This window comes from Streptomyces sp. NPDC102259 (assembly GCF_044766465.1).
Classification (GTDB): domain Bacteria; phylum Actinomycetota; class Actinomycetes; order Streptomycetales; family Streptomycetaceae; genus Streptomyces.
In genome coordinates, this window is sequence record NZ_JBIWMA010000003.1 from 487,664 (window position 1) to 507,493 (window position 19,830).

Consider the following 19,830-nt stretch of genomic DNA (forward strand, 5'->3'; position numbering starts at 1 on the left):
CTCGGAACCCGCCCCCGTCCCGGCGGCCGGCTGAGCCTTGTTACCGATCGTCTTCTCGGCTGCCGCTTGCCACGGGGCGCGCGGACCCGCGCCGGACAGGGGCGGGAGAAACCTGCCATCGGTTGGCTCAGGGGCGTGGGCGGGGAGCGGACGGCCGCTGCCGCGAGGTTCACCGACGCGGACTCGGCCGGCCCACTCCGCTTCCCGGCAGGGCCGGGGCCGGACGGTTGCGCCCGTTGAGGCGGGGGCGCCCCGGGTCAGCTGAAGGTCACCGGCCCGTTGGGCGTGGCCACCGTGAAGGAGAATCCCGCCGGGCCCTCGGTGAGGGCGAGGTCGGTACCGAGGGCGGTCAGCAGGGGGCGGACCTCTTCGGGGTCAGGAGCGGTGGCAGTCAGCTCCAGCAGGGGAATGACGGGCAGGCCGGACGCGGAGGGGTGGATCGTGCTGCCCCAGTCGATGAGGAAGGGCACCAGGCCGGACGGATGCGGGGAGCCGCCGTCGGTCAGCCGCCATTGAAGCAGGCTGCCGTCGGGGCGACGCCGGCTCATCTCCCGTACGTCACCGGTGTCGTAGCCCCGAGCACGGGCGCCCGCAACCGTCGCGTCGAGGTCGGGCGGGCTGATGGCCCAGGTGATCGTCCGCGCGGAGGCGAGCGCGTCCACGCCGAAGGGGCGCGGGTCGGTGGGCGCGGGCTGTTCCGGGTCGGGGCCGATGATCTCCAGATACGCGCAATGGCCCAGGCCGACGAGGTAGTTGCGGGTGCCGAGCCCGACATGCACACCACCCGGCGCTGGGGCCACTCCCGTGCGCCGGGTGAACTCGGCGACCGTCGCCGCCAGATCGGGCGTTGCGAGGACGATGTGGTCGAGGCGTGCGGGAATGGTGTTCATCCCGCCCGAGCCTACGCGCCCGGCTTCTGAAACGGCCGCGCCCATGGAACACCTGTACGGCAGGCCGGCGTGCGGGGTCCAGGCCTTGCTCGAGACCGATGCCGTACCCACGCGGCCGGTATAGCTGCTGATCCGAGCGCGTTCGTTGTCGACGGCCAGGAGTGATCGGCGGCGGTCGGCATCGGAAACCGCATGAAAGCGGTGGACCCGCTTGTTACTGCTTATTACCGCTTGTGACGGGGCGTCAAGCGGAAATGCCGGGCAGACAGCGGAGTCGCGCGAACACGAGGCAACCGGTTACACCCCTGCTCAGCTGTCCTTCTCCGGTTCAGCTTCTCTGAACCTGAACGCTCCGACCGGGATCCTTCCCACGCATGCGCGCGGGTCCCGCAGGCGTGGGCGCCGCGTCCGGCTCGGGGCCGAGCCCGTGCCACCGCCTCCGGAACGACGGCCACCGCCGAAACTGTCGCCCCGATCATCTCCCTGGGACCCGAACTCCCGTCGGCCTAGGCTCGTCCCCATGACCGCCCGCCTGCTCGTGTACACGCGTACCACCGATTACCGCCACGACTCCATCCCGGACGCCGTCGCCGCCCTACGCGGGCTGGACGGGTTCGCCGTCGACCACACCGAGGACCCGGCCGTCCTGGAAGCCTCGCTGGACGGATACGCGGCCGTGGTCTTCCTCTCCACCAGCGGCGAGGTGCTGACCCCGGCCGGGCAGGAGCGTCTTGCCGGTTACATCGAGGCGGGCGGCGGTTTCGCCGGGGTGCACGCGGCGGCCTGCACCGAGTACGACTGGCCGTACTACGGCGAACTCCTCGGCGCCCGCTTCGCCCGCCACCCCGAGTACCAGCCGGGCAAGGCGGTGATCGAGGACCACGACCACCCAGCCACCCGCTCGCTGCCGACCGTCTGGGACTTCACCGACGAGTGGTACGACTTCCGCGCCAACCCCCGCGGGCGGGTACGCGTTCTCGTCGCCGCCGACGAGTCGTCGTACACGGGAGGCGGGATGGGAGCCGACCACCCGCTGGCCTGGTGCCGTGAGCAAGGCCGGGGACGCGTTTTCTACACGGCACTCGGACACGCGTCCCAGGCCTACGCCGACCCCCACTTCCGTGCCCATCTGGGCGGTGGCGTCGCCTGGGCCGCTCGGCTGCGGGACCAGTGACGTTTCTCCGGTGAACAGGTTGCGCCATTGGGGTGAGCAAAGCCTTCACATGGAGAGAGCCGTGCATCGACATAGAGATCCTTTTGTCTTCGTAAAGGGCTGTTGTGTCGCAATGGCTGTCTTGCACCTGGTGTGTTGACCCCTCGACTCCATTGGAGGAGCCGGACGGTGACTTACGGGAACAAGTTGCGGGAGCGGATTACCGACCCGGGAACGACCCCGCTGATCGGCGTGTACGACATGTACTCGGCGTCGATCGCGGCGGAACACTACGACGGGATGTTCGTCTCGGGCTTCGGTTTCGCGGCCTCGCACTACGGGCTGCCGGACATCGGTTTCATCGCCTGGCCGGACATGGTGGCGTTCGTCCAGCGGTTGCGGGGCGCGTTCCCGCAACAGCACCTGCTGGTGGACATCGACGACGGGTACGTCGATCCGGAGGTCGCCTGTCACGTGGTGGAGGGTCTCGAGCGCATCGGGGCCTCGGGTGTGATCCTGGAGGACCAGAAGCGGCCGCGCCGGTGCGGGCACGCCGACGGCAAGCAGGTGCTGCCGCTGAGCGAGTACCTGGCGAAACTGGAGATGGTCCTGGCCACCCGGCGCGACCTGGTTGTGGTGGCCCGCACGGACGCCACCGACGAGCACGACATCCTGCAGCGGGCCAGGACGCTGGCCGCCACCGACGCGGACGTGATCCTGGTCGACGGGGTCCGCACCGTGGAGTGGATCCGCCGGATCCGTGACGTGGTGGGAGACAAGCCGCTGCTGTTCAACCAGATCGCCGGCGGAAAGTCCCCGAGGCTCTCGCTGAGCGAGCTGTCCGACCTGGGCGTGAACGTCGCGATCTACAGCACGCCGTGCCTCTTCGCCGCCCACGCGGCGATGCACTCCGCGCTCGTCGACCTCAAGCAGACCGACGGCCGGCTCCCCGAGGTCGACGCGGTGAGCGGCATCGGCGTGCGGGCCTCGACCGAGTTGTTGGAGCGGAACATCGCGCGCCTGCGCACCGCGCCCGAGAGCGTGAACGCGTGAGCCCGGTCGCTCCCCGGCGCAGGACGGCGACGATCCTGGCAGCCGTCCTGCTGGGCGCCGCCGCGACGCCGGCGGTCGCCGAGGGCAGCCTGATCACCGTGATCGACAACTCGCACGCCGACTCGATCCTGGAGGTCGACCGGGCGGCCAACGTCCAGCAGGGCAGCAGCGGCACAGCGGGCAGCGACCACGACGGAAGCGCCGTCGACATGATGGAGGCGCTGGTCGGCGCGCCGGATCGGGGTGAGGACTGAGAAGAGGCGAACACCGGCCGGGAGCCACCGTGATGGTGGCGCCCGGCTTTCCGCTGTCGTTACGACGCTTTTTCTCGGCCACCTCAGCGAGCGCTCCGCCGCCAGGTGAACTACCCCAGGGTGAAGAAACGCAGCACAGCGACGGTGAGGGCGACGGCCGGGACCCGGGTCACGGCCGTGACGTTCGTGACATGCCGAAGCATGCGAGCGGCACGGACCGTGCGTGCGGGTTGCCGGACGGTTCGTCAGTCCTCGTCGACGTCGGGGCGTCCGGCCTCGTCCAGTTCGACGTCTTCGGGCTCGTCGCCGGTCTAGTCACCGGATTCGCTCACGGTGGCGTGGGCGGTGGCGTCCCGGGGGACGGGACCGAGAGTCGTGGCCCGGGCCGTCCCCATGACGGTGATGAGGGCGGCGGAGGCAACGACGAACACGACTGTGGTGCGGGTGTTGAGATTCATGCCCGGAAAACGATCAGTAACGCCGGGAGGTCACCGTTTCACGCTCTTGCCCGCCGGTGCGGCGGAGCGGTGCTCGCCCGCTCCACGAGCCGTGTCGACAACTCCGTCCGTGTCCCCTCCGGGTGCTCGCCGTCCATCATCCGCAGCAACAACCGCAACCCCGTTGCCGCCATCTCCGCCAGTGGCTGGCGCACGGTGGTGAGAGCGGGGGTGGTCCACCGCGACTCCGGCAGGTCGTCGAAACCGACCACGCTGACGTCGTACGGGATCCTCAACCCTCTTTCCGCCAACGCCAGATAGGCGCCGAGGGCCATGCGGTCGGAGCAGACGAAGACGGCCGTAGGAGGTGCGGGGAGATCGAGCAGTTCCTGCATACGCCGGTGGGCGACGGACTCGTCGAAGCCGCCGTCGCGTAGGTACTCGGGGCGGAACGCGACCCCTGCCGACGCCAGGGCCGAGCGGTAACCGGCGACCCGGGCGCTGCTGCACATCTTGCGGCGCGGGCCGGCGATCACGGCGATGCGTTCGTGGCCGAGCGCCAGCAGGTGCTCGGTCGCCGTCACCCCGCCCTGCCAGTTCGCCGCGCCCACCGACACCACCCCGGGCGGCGGCTCGACCACCGGGTCGATCAGCGCGAACGGGGTGCGGTGCTGCTCCAGCCAGGCGTACTGAGAGCCCGTCAACTCAGTCAGGTTGAACAGGACTCCGGCCGATCCGCGCACCGTCAGCTTGTCCAGCCAGCCGCGCTGCGGGCGGCCGACGCGGGTGCGGGACAGGGCGGCCGAGACGACCACGTCCAGACCCGCGTCGTATGCCGCCTCCTCCACGCCGTGCAGCACCGCGCCCGACCAGGAACTGTCCAGCGAGTGCACGACGAGGTCGATGATCCGGGGCGGCTTGGACGCGTCGAAGCGTGGTCTGCGTACGTACCCCAGCCGGTCCAGCGCCTCCGTCACCCGGCGTCTGGTCTCGGGGGCGACATCCTCCCTGCCGTTGACCACCTTGGAGGCGGTCGGCACCGATACCCCCGCCTCGCGGGCCACGACCGCCAGGGTCGGCCCAGCCGCCACGCCCGCACCCGTGCTTGCCGTGCGCACCATCGGGAACCACCTCTCCGGCCCGCCCGAAGGCCGGCGAAAGTTCGACCAGCGCCCTTTCGGAGCCGATACGGAAACAGACGGCTCACAGAAAGCGCTTGCTATCCTAGGTGTGCCTCGGCGTGACGTGAAGACTCCGGAAAACGCGGGATCTTGGGCGCGGCAAATTTTTCGAAACTGCGGACAGGTGACGCAGCCCGGACGGCAACGGGCGCCTGAGCGCGACGGACGCCCCGAAGCAGCCAGCGGACGCCGGACCGGGTCGGGTGCGCCCAGCCGGTACACGTCGGCAGAGCCGGTGTCGCGGCTCCCGGACTGCACGGTGACTTCACACGGGCGAGCAGGTCAGCCGGAAGTCCCTGAAGTCGGCGGTGAAGGACGCGTCGACCAGGTCCCGGACGTGGATTCCGGCCAGGGTGCCGGTGAAGCGCAGTCGGCCGCCGTGGTCGTCCGACAGTCGGCCGGCGTCCAACGGCGGACCGACCGGAGTGCGTACCCCGTCGCACACGTACCAGAATCGCGCCTCCGCCCCCGCCACCGTCACCGTCACACCCACCGTGACCGGCGCATTCGGGTCGACGTCCACGACCGCCGCCTGTCGCGCGCCGTTCTCGTCGCGCTCCACCAGACTGAGCACCGTCCGTCCCACACCGCGCCACTGTTGACCGCGCTGCGGTTCGGCCGGGGGCTCCGCCCACGTCAGATCGAGGGACAGGTACGCCTCCGCGTCGTAGCGAAGGATGAGCCCCGCGGCCTGGGTGAAGGTCGAGGGCCGTGCCTGCAGGGTGACTTGGACGGTGGCCCGGTGTTCGGTGAGGCGCTGCGCGAGCAGGCTCTGCGCCCAGCGCGACTCCGGACCGTGCCGCCCGCGCAGCCGGATCCAGCCGTCCCGGATGACGAGGTCCACCCAGGACGGATCCGGTGGTTCACGCAACGTGCTCCAAGGCCAGCCCAACACGTCTTCCGTCGAAGCCTGTTGGACGACCTCGCAGGGGATTGTGGGGACCTCGACCTCGACCGCCGGGAGCCAACCACCCTGCCGCAGCCTAGGCTTGCCCGCCGCGTCCCAGATCACCGCCTGGATCGCGGTTTCCCTGCCGAGGGTGCAGCGGAAGCCGTTTGCCGTGTCGAGCGGACGGGCCGTGAGGTGGCTCAGAAACCACTCGCCGTCCGGCGTCTCCACCAGCTCGGCGTGTCCCGCCTTCTGCAGCGGCAACTGAGGGTCGTCGCGAGACGTGAGCAACGGACGGTCGTCGAGTGCGTAGGGCCCGGTGAGACTGCGGCTGCGGGCCGTACGGACGCCGTGCTCGAAACCGGTTCCACCCTCGGCGAGGACCAGGTGGTACCACCCCGCATGGAAGAGCAACTTTGGTCCCTCGATGAGCCGTTCATGCTGGACCAGGAGGTGGGTGACGCCGAGCGGGGCGAGCGTGCCGCGGTCCAGTTCCGTCAGGACGACGCCCGCGAATCGCGCTGCGCCGGGCCGGTGATCGTTCTGGAGGTTGAGCAGCCACAGCCGGCCGTCCTGGTGGAAGAGGGCGGGGTCGAAGCCGTGACTCGCGATACGGCGCGGTGGTGCCCAGGGGCCGGTCACGTCACTGGCCGTGGTCACGTAGGTGTCCTGGTCGAAGTACGGCGTGCCGACGGACCGTACGACCGTGTAAACCACCCAGAAACGCTTGCCGTCCCAGCTCAGCGACGGCGCCCAGATGCCGCCCGAGTCGGGGACGCCGGCCAGCGTGCCGCCCGGAGCGGCCCCCTGGACGTGCCCCGCGTACTCCCAGTGCGCCAAGTCACGCGATCGGTGGATCGGGATCGTCGGGAACCATTCGAAGGAGCTGGTCGCCACGTAGTACCAGTCGCCGACCCGGATCAGGGAAGGATCGGGCGCGAAACCGCGGATCACGGGATTGCGCAGGACGGTCACTTGAGCGCCCCCAGCGTGACCCCGGTCCGCCAGTAGCGACGCATCGCGACCATCATGACGGCCATCGGCACGATGGACAGCAGTGCGCCGGTCAACACCAGGCTCGTGAGGTCGACGCCGGATTCCAGGCGCTTGCCGCTCCAGTTGTAGAGGCCGATGTTGAGCGTCCAGTTCTCCTGACCGCGCAGTACGGTCAGCGGCAGGAAGAACGCGTTCCAGGTGTTGACGAAGGCCAGCAGGAACACGGTCGCGCCGCCCGTCGTCATCATGCGCAGCACGATGCTGACGAAGATGCGCAGTTCGCCCGCGCCGTCGAGGCGGGCCGCCTCGAGCAGCTCGAAGGGAATCGTCGCCTCGGTGTACACCTTGGCGAGATACACGCTGAACGGATTGATCAGGCAGGGGATCAGCATCGCCCAGGGAGTGTCGACCAGACCGATCTCCGAGAACAGCAGATACAGCGGCAGCGTGAGCAGGGCTATCGGGATCAGGAACGAGCCCACCACACAGGCGAAGACCACGGCGCGGCCTGGAAAATCAAAGCGGGCCAGGCCGTAACCGGTTGCGAGCGCGACCAGGGTGCCGCCGAGTGAGCCGACACCGGCGTACAGCAGGGAGTTGGCTGTCCAGCGCAGGAAAATGCCGTCCTCATAGGTGAACAGCTGATGCAGGTTGTTCCAGAGGTGCATGCCGGAGAACCACAGACCGTTGCTCTGGTAGAGCCCGGTGCGATCCTTGGTGGCGGCGACGATGAGCCACCACACCGGGAACAGACTGTAGGCGCTTGCCAGGACCAGTCCCCATAGCAGGAACCGCTGGCCGCCCTGCGAACGGGCGGCGGGGTCGGGGTCCGTACGTCGGCGCACTGCCGACGCCGGCTTCTTGCGCGCGCGGTCTTCGGTGAGCGTCATCAGTAGGCCTCCCTCGAAGTCAGCCGGTAGAAGAGGAAGGAGGCGACACCCAGAATCAGCGCGAGCAGTACCGACAGGGCGGCGGCGTAGTGGTAGTTGCCGGCGTTGAACGCCTGGTTGTAGATGATCATGATCGGGGTGAAGCTGTCGTCCACGGTCTGCGGAGTGACATTTCGAAACAGTGCCGGCTCATTGAAGATCTGCAACATCTGGATGACGGAGAGGAGCCCAGTCAGCACCAACGCCCCGCGCACGTAGGGCACTTTGATGCTGCGGGCGATCCGCACCTCGGAGGCGCCGTCCAATCGAGCAGCCTCGAACAGCTCGCGAGGCACGGCCTGAAGCGCCGAGTAGATGATCACCATGTTGTAGCCGATGCCATGCCAGGTGAGCAGATTGCCGATCGACGGCCAGACCATGGACGGTGAGAAGAAGTTCCAGTCGGCGCCGAACAGCTTGCCCAGCGGGGTGAGCGGACCGACGTCCGGGCTGTAGAGGTTGATCCACACGAGGGCGGCCACCACCCCGGGGATCATGTACGGGACCAGCAACAGGATCCGGAAACGGCTCGCCGCCCGTGAGCTGAGTGCGTCCAGGAACAGCGCCAGCACCAGACTGACGAAAAGCATCACCGGTATCTGTACACAGGCGAACAGCACCACACGCAGGATGGAGCTGACGAATGCCGAATCGGTCAGACCCTGTTGGTAGTTGTCCAGGCCGGAGAACCTCTCCGACGCGCCTCCGAAACCGAGCCCGGACTGCTGGGTGCGGAACAGTGACTGGTAGACGGCGTAGCCGATCGGCACCAGATACAGGAACACGAAGCCGAGTTGGAAGGGCACCGTGAACGCGGCGCCCTTCCAGCGCAGGGAGTGAATCACCGGCTGCGCCTCAGCCCTCGACGCTGATGCCGCGGGACTTCAGGTCGTCGACCGTCCACTCCTGCATGTGCGCCAGCAGGTCGGTGACTTTCTGGTCCTTGTTCACGACCTTGGCCCAGCCGGCCTGCATCTCGGTGAACATCGCCGTCCAGTCCGGGCCGAAGGTCCAGTCGGTGGTAACCGTGTTCAGGCTGTCTTTCACGATCTGCTGAGCAGGTTCGTAGTTCGTGCCGAGCAGCTTGTCGGAGATCGCCTCCCCGACGTAGACGCCGCTGTCGGCCAGCGCAGGCATCACACCGTTGCCCGTGGTCGGGCTCGCCATCGTCTTGACCGCGGCGGTGTCGGTGGACATCCACAGCGCTGCGTCGGCTGCCTGTTGCGGGGTCTTGCACTGCTTGGTGACCAGGGTCAGACCACCGCTCTGGTTGGTGCCCGCAGGGGTTTTGGCCGTCCCGCCGGGGAACGTCGGCCAGGGCGCGAGCGCCCACTTGCCGAAGGATTTGGTGAAGTTCTGCACCATGCCGGCCATCTGCCAGGTGGAAATCTGGCGGGTAGCGGTGCCGCCGTTGTCGTAGTTGCGCTGGACGGCGGCGTAGTCGGCGAAGGAAAGCGTGGAGTTGAGGTCGTTGTCGACTATCTCCTGGATCACCTTTGCGGCCTTGAGCGTGCCCTCGTCCTGGAAATTCACTTTCCAGGAGTTTCCGTCGATCGCGTACCAGTGGGCGCCGCCCTGCATGGCGAGCACCTCGAGGGTGCTGGGGTCCTCACCGGCGTAGTTGGTGATCTTGACGCCGTGCTTCTTCAGCTCCTTGCCTGCGGCTATGAAATCGTCCCAGGTGGCAGGCGCCTTCAGTCCGTACTTGGCGAAGACGTCCGTGCGGTAGATGGTGAAGGAGGGCGCCGAGCTGGTCGGCACGCCGTAGACCTTGCCCTGCACCTGCCCGGCGGCCCAGGAACCGGCGTTGAACTTGTCCTTGCTCGACTCGACGTACTCGGTGATGTCGGCGAGTGCTCCTTGCGACACCCAACTGGTCACGTACTCGGCGGTGTTCTGCACCAGACAGGGCGCGTTACCCGCCTTGACCGCATTGGTCAGCTGCTTCTGCATGGTCAACTGGTCGGTGACCTTGGTGTACTTCAGCTGGATGTCCTTGTGGGAGGCGTTGAACGCCTTGACGACCGCCTCCTGCCCGTTTGCCCAGCCCCAGAAGGGGAGGGTGACAGGGCCGGACGCCGAGGAGTCCCCGTCGCCCGACCCGCCGCAGGCGGAGAGCAGACCTGTCAGCGCGATACCCGCCACGGTGCGGGCGAACCTTCTCCGGGAGCTGGTGGAGTTCATCTGACCGTGATCCTTCGGAAGTAGGCGTCTCGGAACGAGAGAACAGCGGCTCGGTGCTGGCCGGGAACGGCGGCTGGGAGGCCGGACGACGTCGGCATAGCGGAAGTTGTAGTAACCGGTTGCTACGAAGGTAGGCCGAGAGATTCGGCTGTATCAAGGGGCGCGCAGGAAAATGTTGCGTCGGTGCGTCGCGGTGGAGCCTCGTACGGTGCGGAGAGCCCATGATGCCTTCTATAGAAGCAGCTCAGGGGCGTATTTCAGCAGTGGGTCGAGTTCCGTGGCAGAGCCTCCGGAGAGGCCCGCCCACACGGAAGACGCAGGGAAAACGGTTACGAAACAGATCGATGATCAGCGCTCTGCGGACGCTGCGGCTCACCTACGCCGCTTGGGCGGCCGCACCGAGTCCCGTACGACGACATGGGTGCCCAGGACCAAGTGCTCGGCGTCTCCGCTCTTGCGCCGGGCGCCGCCCCCGGGCCCCTGCCGCCGGTCGGCCACCGCGCGCAGGGCGACCCGGCCCATTTCCTCGTAAGGCACGTGCACCGTGGTCAGTTGAGGGGTGAGCTGGGACGCGAGGGGGATGTCGTCGTAGCCCGTGATCGACACGTCGTCCGGCACTCGCAGACCTGCCCCGCGCAGTGCCTGCATGGCCCCCGCGGCGACGATGTCGGTGCCCGCGAGCACGGCGGTGAAGTCCGGAGGCTCGTGCAGAGCCGCCTGCACCGCGGCGTACCCGTGCTCGTCGTCGTACGGACCGTGCCGTACCAACCCCTCGTCGAACGGCACCCCGTATGCCTCGAAGGCTCGTCGGGCACCCTTCAACCTGCCCTGAGCAGTGGTGAGTTCAGCCGGACCGGGCAGGGTCAGGATTCGCCGGTGGCCGGCCGAGAGCAGGTGGCTGGCCATGGCGTAGGCACCGGACTCGTTGTCGTAGTCGATGGTCGTGGCCGGGACGTCTCCCTCCAGCGGTGGCCTGCCCACCAGGACCAGATGCGAGCCGGCCGCGTCCAGGGAACGGGCGAACCGGGCCATACGCAGCTGGTACTCGTCGTAGTCGTAGGCGCCGCCGAGCAGGACCACAGCGTCGACGCCCTGCTGGCGCATCAGGTTGACGAGCGCGAGCTCGCGTTCAGGATCGTCGCCCGTGGTGCCGACGATCGACAGCCAGCCGCGCAGGGTGGCCGCACCCTCGACGCCCTTCGCCACGTGGGCGAACGCGGCGCCGGTGATGTTGTTGATCAGTATCGCCACCGTCGGAGTGGCACCACCGGCCAGGGAGCGGGCGTGCGCGTTGGTGACGTAGTCCAGGTCGCGGACGACCTTCATCACGCGGCGCCGCAGTTCCTCGGAGACCGGGTAGTTGCCCGACAGCACGCGGGAAACGCTTGCTACGGACACACCCGCGCGTTCCGCCACATCCCGTATGGTCGCCCGGCCGGCGTCACCCGTCGTCCTGCGCTGACTCACGTTGCGGCTCCTTCACTGTTCGTGGGCGCCGACGAGGGCGCCATGGAGGCCACGCTCGCGGACATCGCCGTGGCCTGGTCAAAGCACGGCCGGGGCCCGGCCCCCCGTTGGTGCGGGAACCGTATCCCAACGGTCTGCCAGGGGGACCGGCCTGTGGATAACCCCGGTCATCGCCGTGGCCAGAGACCTCGCCAACGGGGTGGACCTGCGCATCACGCCACTCGGGCCAGGTCGGCGTGGCGTACCTCGTGGGCGAGGGGCAGGCCCTCGGCCAGGCGTTCCAGCTCCTCGACGACGATGCGGCCGAGCCGTTCCAACTCGTTTCCGAGGGAGCCGGCGATGTGCGGGGTGAGGAACACGTTCGGCAACCGGTACAGGGGAGAGCCTGGGGGCAGCGGTTCGGGTTCGGTGACGTCCAGGACGGCATGCAGTCGACCGGAGACGAGCTCGTCGGTGAGGGCGGAGTGGTCGACGAGGGCGCCCCGAGAGGTGTTGATCAGCACGCCGCCGTCACGGACCAGGGCGAGACGGGCGCGGTCGAGCATGTGGTGGGTCTCGGGGATATCGGGCGCATGCAGGCTGACGATGTCGCTGTGTCGCAGAAGATCTTCCAGAGAGAGGAGCCGCGCACCGAGTTCTGAGGCCTCCGCCGCGTCCACGTACGGGTCGTGCAGGAGGACCTCGAAGTCGTACGGACGCAGCAGTTCCAGGAGGCGGCGCCCCACACGCGAGGCGCCGATGACACCGATCCGGCGGCCGAGGTTGCCGGTGGCCGCGGTCTCGGCGGGGGTCGGCTGGGCGTGGGTGCGGCGAAAACGCTCACGATGGACGAAGGCGTCCTTCCCGGCGAGCAGGATCATCGCGAGTGTGTACTCGGCGACCGGGACGGCGTTGCCGGTCACCGCGCTGGAGACGGTCACCCCTCGGTCCCACAGGGCCTCTCCGACCAAGGGGCGTACCGAGCCCGCAGCATGCAGGACCGTGCGGAGCCGAGGTGTCGAGTCGAGGATGTCCGTGTCGAGGCGGGGACAGCCCCAGCCAGTGATCAGGATCTCGGCACCGGCCAGCGCAGACGCCGCGGCGGGCTCTGTGAAATCCCTGACGACGAGCGCGGGGTCGATCTCGGCCGCCCGCCGCAGTCGGGCCACGAGGGGCGGGGGGAACAGCAGAGGAAGGTGCACCGGATCCATGGCGAACACGGCCCTGGGCAGCTGGGCGCTGGGCATGACTCTCCTGAGGTGCGTGGGAAACGTTTTCTGAAAGCGTCTTCTACCGTAGATCTGGCGCAGAGGCGGGGTCAATCGGTCGAGGGTCGCCAGGGGTAAGCCTTTCGGATGGCTCTCGAGTAAATGGGCACCTCAGAGCGGCTTTTGAGGCGGAATTCAGGGCTGGCTCCGTCGGATGCGAGGCCAGGTGGAACCTGTTTCCGACAGGCGAGGCGTGAAGGGCGAGAGGGGGATGAGGGGTGTTGGATCAGCGTGCGGTACGGCAGTGCATTAGCAACCGGTTGTCGCGGTCTCGTCGAAAGTCGCGCGCCCGATGGACCGCTTCGGCCGGCATGGCATGGTCGGCTGGTGCCGGGATGCGCGTAGGGGCAGTTACTCCGATCTGTGCAGGTCGGGGAGTCGCCGTCCATAGTCGACGTGACAACTGTCCGCAGGCGGGGACGTATCTGGGGCGCGCTCGGAGTTTTCGAAAGTCTGCGGGGCCCCTTGACGGGCCACCGGGAGCGGAAGAAGCTCTGGCCACCTCGTCGTAGCAAACGGTTCCTACCTGTTACTGCCTCGCGCTCCGCGACTGTAACGCTCGCGCCCACCGAGTCCGAAACGCTCACTCCACCGAGTCCGGGACGCTTACGTCCTCCCGAAACAGAAGCCGAGGCTCCCCATGCGCTTCCACGTCGGTACTTCTCCCAGCCGCCGAGCTTCCTCTCCCCGGCGGTCGAAGGCGTCGGGGTCGGCACGGCGACCCTCAACGGGTGTGCGTTGCGGGCGTCGAGCGGAGTGGGCGGACCGGGCGAGACCGTCACGTCGAGGGTCATGCCCGACGACATCTCCCCGGAACTGATCGAGCAGGCCCAGAAGAACAGCGGCGTCAAGACCGTCACCGTCAGGTACGACATCACCCAGCTGCTCGGGTGACGACCAGGGACGGCCCGCCCGACCTGCTGTGCGGTGTCGGTTCCGTGGATGCGCCGTACTGGGCGGCGCGGGACGTGAGGGAGGAACTGGACCGGTGATGTACGCCGTGCCCGTCCGGCTGGTCTTCCTCGTCGCTCAGCGAGCCTTCGTTGCAGGGATGGCGACGTCCGGCCTCGAGTAGTCCGACGTTCCGGATTTCGAAGTAACCCCTTACCTACCGTTGCAAGGAGTCATGCATGAACACGCCCCTGTCCCGTCGCACCGCCCTCCAGGCGGCCGGCGCCACCGTGCTCACCGCCGGCCTGTCCGGGGGTCTCACGGCCACGGCGGCTCACGCGGAAAACAGCAACTCCCCCTCCAAGCTGGTCACTTACCCTCGCCCGGCCACCCTGCCGACCAACACCAGCTTCAAGGTGCGTGTGCGCACCGCCCCTGACGGCGACTGGCGGACCCTCGACATCTACCGGCCTCAACTGGAGGAGATCAACGCCACCACCGGTTCCGGCAAGGTCTACAACACCTCGATGGTGTACTTCGATTTCCGTGGTTCCGTGGAGCTGGAGATCACCTACCTCAAGGGTGGCGCGACCAAGGCCGGAGTGCGGCCGGACGCGCTGGGTATTGCGCCCGAACTCCTAGGGGACACGCTTCGGTTCACCCTCGACGAGCCGCGCGACGTGGTCGTGCAGATCAATGACGAGATCTTCGACTGCCTACACGTCATCACCAACGGCATCGACCCGCATCCGCCCTGCGCCGACGACCCCGACGTGATCTACTTCGGCCCCGGCGTGCACACGGTCACCGGCAACGTCCTCACCGTGCCCAGCGGCAAGACCGTTCACCTTGCCGGTGGCGCCGTCCTCACCGCCCAGGTCTTCTTCAAGGACGTCGAGAAGGCCGCTCTGACCGGCCACGGCATGCTCTACGCCGGCCCCGGCGGGATCCTCTGCGAGGGCAGCAAGAACATCCGCGTCCAGGACGTCATCATCATGAACCCCAACGGATACGCGGGCACGTTCGGCGAGAGCGAGAACGTGCACGTCAAGAAGGCCCGTTCGTTCAGCTCGAAAGGCAATGGAGACGGTTTCGACGTCTTCTCCTCGACCGGGATCGTCTTCGACGGCTGCTTCATGCGCAACTCCGACGACTGCTTCGCCATCTACGCCCACCGCTGGGACTACTACGGCGACACCCGTGACATCACCATCCAGAACTGCACCCTCTGGGCTGACGTCGCCCACCCCATCAACGTCGGCACCCACGGCAACACCGATGCTCCCGAGGTGATCGAGAACCTCGTCATCAAGAACCTGGACATCCTCGACCATCGTGAGCCGCAGATGGGATACCAGGGTTGCATCGCCCTCAACCCCGGTGACTCCAACCTCATCAAGAACGTCCGCATCGAGGACGTACGGATAGAGGACTTCCGCTGGGGCCAGGTCATCCACATGCGGATCATGTACAACACGAAGTACAACACCTCGGTCGGCCGCGGCATCGAAGACGTCTACATCAAGAACCTCAGCTACCGCGGCACCCACGCCAACCCGTCGCTGTTCCTGGGCTACGACACCGAGCACGCCATCAGGAACGTCACCTTCGAGAACCTGGTGATCAACGGGCAGGTCATCGCCGACTCGATGAAGAAGCCCAGTTGGTACTACACCACCGACGCCGTGCAGTGGTTCTACAACGAGCATGTTCTGAACCCCAAGTTCCTCACCACGGCAGAGGCAGAGGCGGTCGCGCAATGAGCGACATCAGTCGCCGCGGCCTGCTGAAGTCATCCACGGCACTGTTGCTCGCCGCGGGCGCGAGCATCCCCTTCGCGCCTGCGGCCCGGGGGGCAGCGACTGCGGGGACGGCAGGTGACGGCTCCACGTTCGCCTTCACCCACCCCGGTCTGCTGCACAGCGCAGCCGACCTCGCACGTATGAAGTCCGCAGTCGACGGTAGACAGTCACCTGTCTACGACGGATTCCTCGCGCTCGCCGCACACAGCCGATCGCAGACTGCCTACCTCATCCAGAACACCGGCCAGATCACCTCCTGGGGCCGCGGCCCCACCCATTTCATGAACCAGGCCGTCGCCGACTCGGCCGCCGCCTATCAGAACGCACTGCTGTGGGCTGTCACCGGAGAGCGCGCTCACGCCGACAAGGCCCGCGACATCCTCAACGCCTGGACGGCCTCCCTCACGAAGATCACCGGAGCCGACGGACCGCTCGGCGCCGGCCTCCAGGCCTTCAAGTTCGCCAACGCGGCCGAACTCCTCCGCCATACCGGCTATGACGGATGGACCGACTCGGACATCTCCCGCTGCGCGGAGTCCCTTCTGGACGTCTGGTATCCCGCAGTCTCCGGGTACATGCTCTACGCCAACGGCAACTGGGACCTGACGGCCATCCAGTCCATCCTGGCCATCGGCGTGTTCTGCGAGCAACGCACCCTTTTCGAGGACGCCCTACGGTTCGCCGCGGCCGGCGCCGGAAACGGCAGCGTGGCCCACCGCATCGTCGCGGCGACCGGACAGGGGCAGGAGACCGGTCGCGATCAGGGCCACGAACAGCTAGCCGTGGGCCTCATGGGCGACGCCGCCCAGGTCGCCTGGAACCAGGGCGTCGACCTGTGGAGCTATGACGGCAACCGTATTCTTGCCGGCGCCGAGTATGCCGCCCGCTACAACCTCGGTGGCGAAGTCCCCTTCACCCCTGACCTCGACCGCACGGGCAAGTACATCAAGAAGGCGGTTTCGGCGACCGGACGTGGCACCCTGCCTCCGATCTACGAGATGTACCACGCGCACTACGCGGGAGTCCGAGGCCTGGAAACCCCCTATACGCGGGCGGCGGTGTTTCGCGGCGCAGGCGGCGTACGAGTCGTCGAGGGCAGCAACGACGACCTGCCCGGCTGGGGAACCTTCGCCTACGCCGGCGCGACCACCCCCACCCCGACCGACCCGGCATCGCCGGCCGGTGTCACGGCGGTGGGGGAGGAACGGTCCGTCACGGTGTCATGGCTGCCGTCCACCTGGGCGGCCGGCTACACGATCCTGCGCGGGACCGCCCCCGAGGGCCCCTTCGAGCGGCTCGCGACCGAGGTTCCAAAGCCTGCGTACACCGACACCGACGTACGGGCGGGGCGCACCTACCACTACCTGGTCGCCGCAGCCAACTCACTTGGCATCAGCGGGAGTTCGATGGTGACATCGGCTGCCGCCGGGCTGCCCGGGCCGTGGTCGACGACCGACGTCGGCGCCGTCGCGATCCCGGGCTCGGCCACCTTCGACGGCGAGCGGTTCCTGCTGGAGGCTTCCGGCGACGCCGACTCCTCTCGCCTCGTGCACCTCCCTCTGCGCGGCGACGGATCGGTCACCGCCCGCATCGTGTGGCCACTCAGCTCCCAGTACTCCAAGATCGGCGTCACCGTCCGCGCCTCGCTGGACGCGGACGCGGCGCACGCGTCCATGCTGATCCAGGGGCTGCCCCTGCACACATGGAGCGGTGTGTGGACCGTACGGCCGAGCGCCGGGCTGCCCGTCTCGGCGACCGGGAGTACGCCCGTCCCCCCGTCGCAACAGGAGGCGATCACCAGCAAGGCCTCGTTCCCGATCTCCGACCTGGGTGCCTTGCCCGAGTCCGCCACCCCGATCCAGGCCCCCTACGTCGAAGGCGCCGGCGACGGATATCGCATGCGGGCGCCGTACTGGGTGCGGGTGACCCGGAAGGGCCGACGCTGCACAGGATCCATCTCGCCAGACGGTATGCAGTGGACCGTAGTCGGTACGACGGACGTCGACGATATGTCGCATATTGCATACGCCGGCCTCGTTCTTACCTCCTCCCTCGGTATGGCCGAGGAGTACGCCGAGACAGGCACCGGCGCCTTCGACAACGTCAGTGTCACCGGGGCGAGCGAGGACGTCTGGCGCACGCCTCGTCCCACCCGCACAGCCGCCGACCTGAGCGCCACCACCGGCGCCGACGGCGTCCGCCTGACGTGGACCGACTCCGACCTGTCCGCCCGCTACACGGTGCTGCGCGCCTCACGCACGCATGGCTCCTACCGGACGATCGCCACCGCCGTCGGGCCGGTCGGCTTCGGCACTCGCATCCGCTACATCGACGCGAGCGGCACCGCCGGGATGACGTATTACTACGTTGTTTCCAAGACCAACTCATCCGGCCGGGGCCCTCGTTCGAAGCCGAGCAGCGCCGTTGCGCCGGTTCTCTCCGTGACCGCCGCCAAGCCGATCCGCGTCGGAGCCGGGCCTCTTCCGGCTCCCTGGACGTACGGCGACCTCGGTGACGTGGTTCTCGAGCCGAGGGACTACGGAACCTTCGGCGCCGTCGCCGTCTTCACGCCCGGCGACACGGCGTACGACGACGGGACTTTCGTCGTACGCGGATCGGGTGTCGATCTCAATGTCAACTCGCAAGGCATGACAGGACAGTTCGCCCGGCGGAGCATGTCCGGGGACGGTGAGATCGTCGCGCGCCTGCTCGCCCGCGAAGGGGCGACCGCCGACAGGGTCGGTCTGCTGATGGCCAAGTCCCTGTCGCCGTTCGACCAGGCGGCCGGTCTGATCGTCACCGGCGGTACGACCGCGCAGCTCATGCTGCGCCCCACGGCGGCCGGCGCCTCCGCCTTCTCCGGCGCGGTCGACGTCCAACTCCCGCTCCTCTTGCGGCTGAAACGCGCGGGAACCGCATTCGCCGCCTCCGTCTCCGCCGACGACGGCGTCACCTGGGCCCTCCTTGCCGAGGGCTCGATCCCCGGTTTCGGCGACGCCGCCTACTACGTGGGCCTGGTGGTCTGCTCCCGCAGCCCGCTGGCCCTCGGCACCGCACGGTTCGCCGAGGTGATCGTCACCTCGGCCTAGCCAACCCGGGATCCCCCACGGATCCGCCACGATGGGAGCCGCACTCCATGAGCCGCACATCCCCCCACCACGAAGATGACCACCGTGTGAGCCGTCGCGGACTGCTGCGGTCCGTCGGTGGTCTCACCGCCGCACTCGCTCTGGGCGCGAGCGCCACCACCACCACCACGGCGGACGCGGCGCCGGCCGCCTTCACCCACCCCGGCATGCTGCACAACGCCGGTGACATCAATCGTGCCAAGGTCAGGGTCGCGGCAGGGGCCGATCCCTGGCTGTCCGGCTGGAACAAACTGACCGCCAACCCCCACTCGCTGTCCAGCTGGACGCCCAGGGCGACAGCGACGGTCATCCGCGGCGGCACCGGCGAGAACTACAGCCTGCTCTACAACGACATAGCCGCCGCCTATCAGAATGCCCTGCGCTGGCGGGTGGGGGGCACCGAAGCCAACGCGCGGTGCGCGGCGAGCATCCTCAACGCCTGGGCGAAAACGCTTACTGCGGTCATCGGGAACGCCGACCGCTTCCTCGCCGCCGGCCTCTACGGCTGGCAGTTCGCCAACGTGGCCGAGCTGATGCGGGGGTACGACGGCTTCGACCTGTCCGCCTTCCAGGAGATGATGGTCAACGTTTTCTACCCGCTCAACAACAGTTTCCTGACCCACCACAACGACGCCTGCATCACCAACTACTGGGCCAACTGGGACCTCTGCAACACGGCCTCCATCCTGGCGATCGGCATCCTCAACGAGGACTCCGCCAAGTACGACCAAGCAGTCGCCTACGCCAGGTCCGGCGCGGGAAACGGTTCCATCGCACACGCTGTGCCGTACCTGTACACGGATGCGGACGGTTACGCCCTCGGCCAGTGGCAGGAGTCGGGCCGGGACCAGGGGCACACCGTGATGGGCATGGGGCAGATGGGCGCGATCTGCGAGATGGCCTGGAACCAGGGCGACGACCTCTACTCCTACGACAGCAAGCGGTTCCTGAAGGCCGCCCAGTACGTCGCCACATACAACCTCGGCAACGACGTGCCCTTCACCACCTACACCTGGGGCAGCGGGCAGAACTGTGCGCAGAACTCTCAGACCGTCATCTCCACCTCGTCGCGTGGGCAGGTCCGTCCGGTGTGGGCGATGCTCCACTACCACTACAACCGACGCCTGTCCCTCGACGACAAGTACATCTCCCAGATGTGCTTCTCCGTCGCCCCCGAGGGCGGCGGCGGGGACTACGGCGCCACCAGCGGCGGCTACGACCAGCTCGGGTTCGGCACCCTGATGTACGCCAAATAGCCCTGCCACAGGCTCGTGCACCGGAATACCGCGTGTTGTTGTGGTGCTCTGGTCATACCGGTGCGCGAGCGCG

15 protein-coding genes are annotated in these 19,830 nt (G+C 67.9%); 6 read left to right on the forward strand and 9 right to left on the reverse strand.

Annotated features, from left to right (window positions below; genetic code table 11):
- Positions 1–257: 257 nt before the first annotated feature.
- Positions 258–890, reverse strand: a complete 633-nt coding sequence (locus ACIRPU_RS10875; protein ID WP_403864597.1) for a VOC family protein — start codon at positions 888–890, stop codon at positions 258–260.
- A gap of 520 nt (positions 891–1,410) precedes the next feature.
- On the opposite strand from ACIRPU_RS10875, the gene ACIRPU_RS10880 reads away from it, so the two are divergent.
- From ACIRPU_RS10880 to ACIRPU_RS10890, 3 genes are all read left to right on the forward strand, one after another.
- Positions 1,411–2,064, forward strand: coding sequence for a ThuA domain-containing protein (locus ACIRPU_RS10880; RefSeq protein WP_355705978.1), 654 nt, complete (start codon positions 1,411–1,413; stop codon positions 2,062–2,064).
- Positions 2,065–2,232: 168 nt separating this feature from the next.
- On the forward strand, positions 2,233–3,096 hold the full coding sequence (locus ACIRPU_RS10885) for an oxaloacetate decarboxylase (RefSeq protein WP_403864600.1): 864 nt from the start codon (positions 2,233–2,235) through the stop codon (positions 3,094–3,096).
- Complete coding sequence (locus ACIRPU_RS10890; protein ID WP_355705976.1) at positions 3,093–3,350, forward strand: hypothetical protein; 258 nt, start codon at positions 3,093–3,095, stop codon at positions 3,348–3,350. Before ACIRPU_RS10885 ends, ACIRPU_RS10890 begins: the two co-directional genes overlap by 4 nt.
- A gap of 311 nt (positions 3,351–3,661) precedes the next feature.
- Here ACIRPU_RS10890 and ACIRPU_RS10895 read toward each other — a convergent pair whose 3' ends face one another.
- From ACIRPU_RS10895 to ACIRPU_RS10930, 8 genes are all read right to left on the reverse strand, one after another.
- Positions 3,662–3,808, reverse strand: coding sequence for a hypothetical protein (locus ACIRPU_RS10895; protein ID WP_403864603.1), 147 nt, complete (start codon positions 3,806–3,808; stop codon positions 3,662–3,664).
- 38 nt (positions 3,809–3,846) lie between these two features.
- Positions 3,847–4,908, reverse strand: a complete 1,062-nt coding sequence (locus ACIRPU_RS10900; protein WP_403864606.1) for a LacI family DNA-binding transcriptional regulator — start codon at positions 4,906–4,908, stop codon at positions 3,847–3,849.
- Between the two features lie 325 nt (positions 4,909–5,233).
- Positions 5,234–6,832 (reverse strand): family 43 glycosylhydrolase, encoded by a 1,599-nt coding sequence (locus tag ACIRPU_RS10905; RefSeq protein WP_403864609.1) that lies wholly within the window; start codon positions 6,830–6,832, stop codon positions 5,234–5,236.
- The gene (locus tag ACIRPU_RS10910; protein ID WP_403864612.1) at positions 6,829–7,743 is read right to left on the reverse strand and encodes a carbohydrate ABC transporter permease; all 915 of its coding nucleotides are present in this window, start codon (positions 7,741–7,743) and stop codon (positions 6,829–6,831) included. The genes ACIRPU_RS10905 and ACIRPU_RS10910 overlap by 4 nt, the downstream gene beginning before the upstream one ends.
- Complete coding sequence (locus ACIRPU_RS10915) at positions 7,743–8,627, reverse strand: carbohydrate ABC transporter permease (protein ID WP_403864615.1); 885 nt, start codon at positions 8,625–8,627, stop codon at positions 7,743–7,745. Before ACIRPU_RS10915 ends, ACIRPU_RS10910 begins: the two co-directional genes overlap by 1 nt.
- A 10-nt stretch (positions 8,628–8,637) precedes the next feature.
- On the reverse strand, positions 8,638–9,966 hold the full coding sequence (locus ACIRPU_RS10920) for an ABC transporter substrate-binding protein (RefSeq protein WP_403864618.1): 1,329 nt from the start codon (positions 9,964–9,966) through the stop codon (positions 8,638–8,640).
- 372 nt (positions 9,967–10,338) lie between these two features.
- On the reverse strand, positions 10,339–11,433 hold the full coding sequence (locus tag ACIRPU_RS10925) for a LacI family DNA-binding transcriptional regulator (protein WP_403864621.1): 1,095 nt from the start codon (positions 11,431–11,433) through the stop codon (positions 10,339–10,341).
- Between the two features lie 212 nt (positions 11,434–11,645).
- Positions 11,646–12,659, reverse strand: coding sequence for a hydroxyacid dehydrogenase (locus ACIRPU_RS10930; RefSeq protein WP_403864624.1), 1,014 nt, complete (start codon positions 12,657–12,659; stop codon positions 11,646–11,648).
- A 1,151-nt stretch (positions 12,660–13,810) separates the two neighbouring features.
- Between ACIRPU_RS10930 and ACIRPU_RS10935 the strand changes: the two genes are divergently transcribed.
- From ACIRPU_RS10935 to ACIRPU_RS10945, 3 genes are read left to right on the forward strand one after another with little or no spacing between them, the layout of a single operon-like run.
- On the forward strand, positions 13,811–15,334 hold the full coding sequence (locus tag ACIRPU_RS10935) for a glycosyl hydrolase family 28 protein (protein WP_403864627.1): 1,524 nt from the start codon (positions 13,811–13,813) through the stop codon (positions 15,332–15,334).
- A complete protein-coding gene (locus ACIRPU_RS10940; protein WP_403864630.1) occupies positions 15,331–18,462 on the forward strand; it encodes an alginate lyase family protein in 3,132 nt (1,043 codons plus the stop codon). Before ACIRPU_RS10935 ends, ACIRPU_RS10940 begins: the two co-directional genes overlap by 4 nt.
- Positions 18,463–18,509: 47 nt before the next feature.
- Positions 18,510–19,757 (forward strand): alginate lyase family protein, encoded by a 1,248-nt coding sequence (locus ACIRPU_RS10945; RefSeq protein ID WP_403864633.1) that lies wholly within the window; start codon positions 18,510–18,512, stop codon positions 19,755–19,757.
- Positions 19,758–19,830 lie beyond the last annotated feature (73 nt).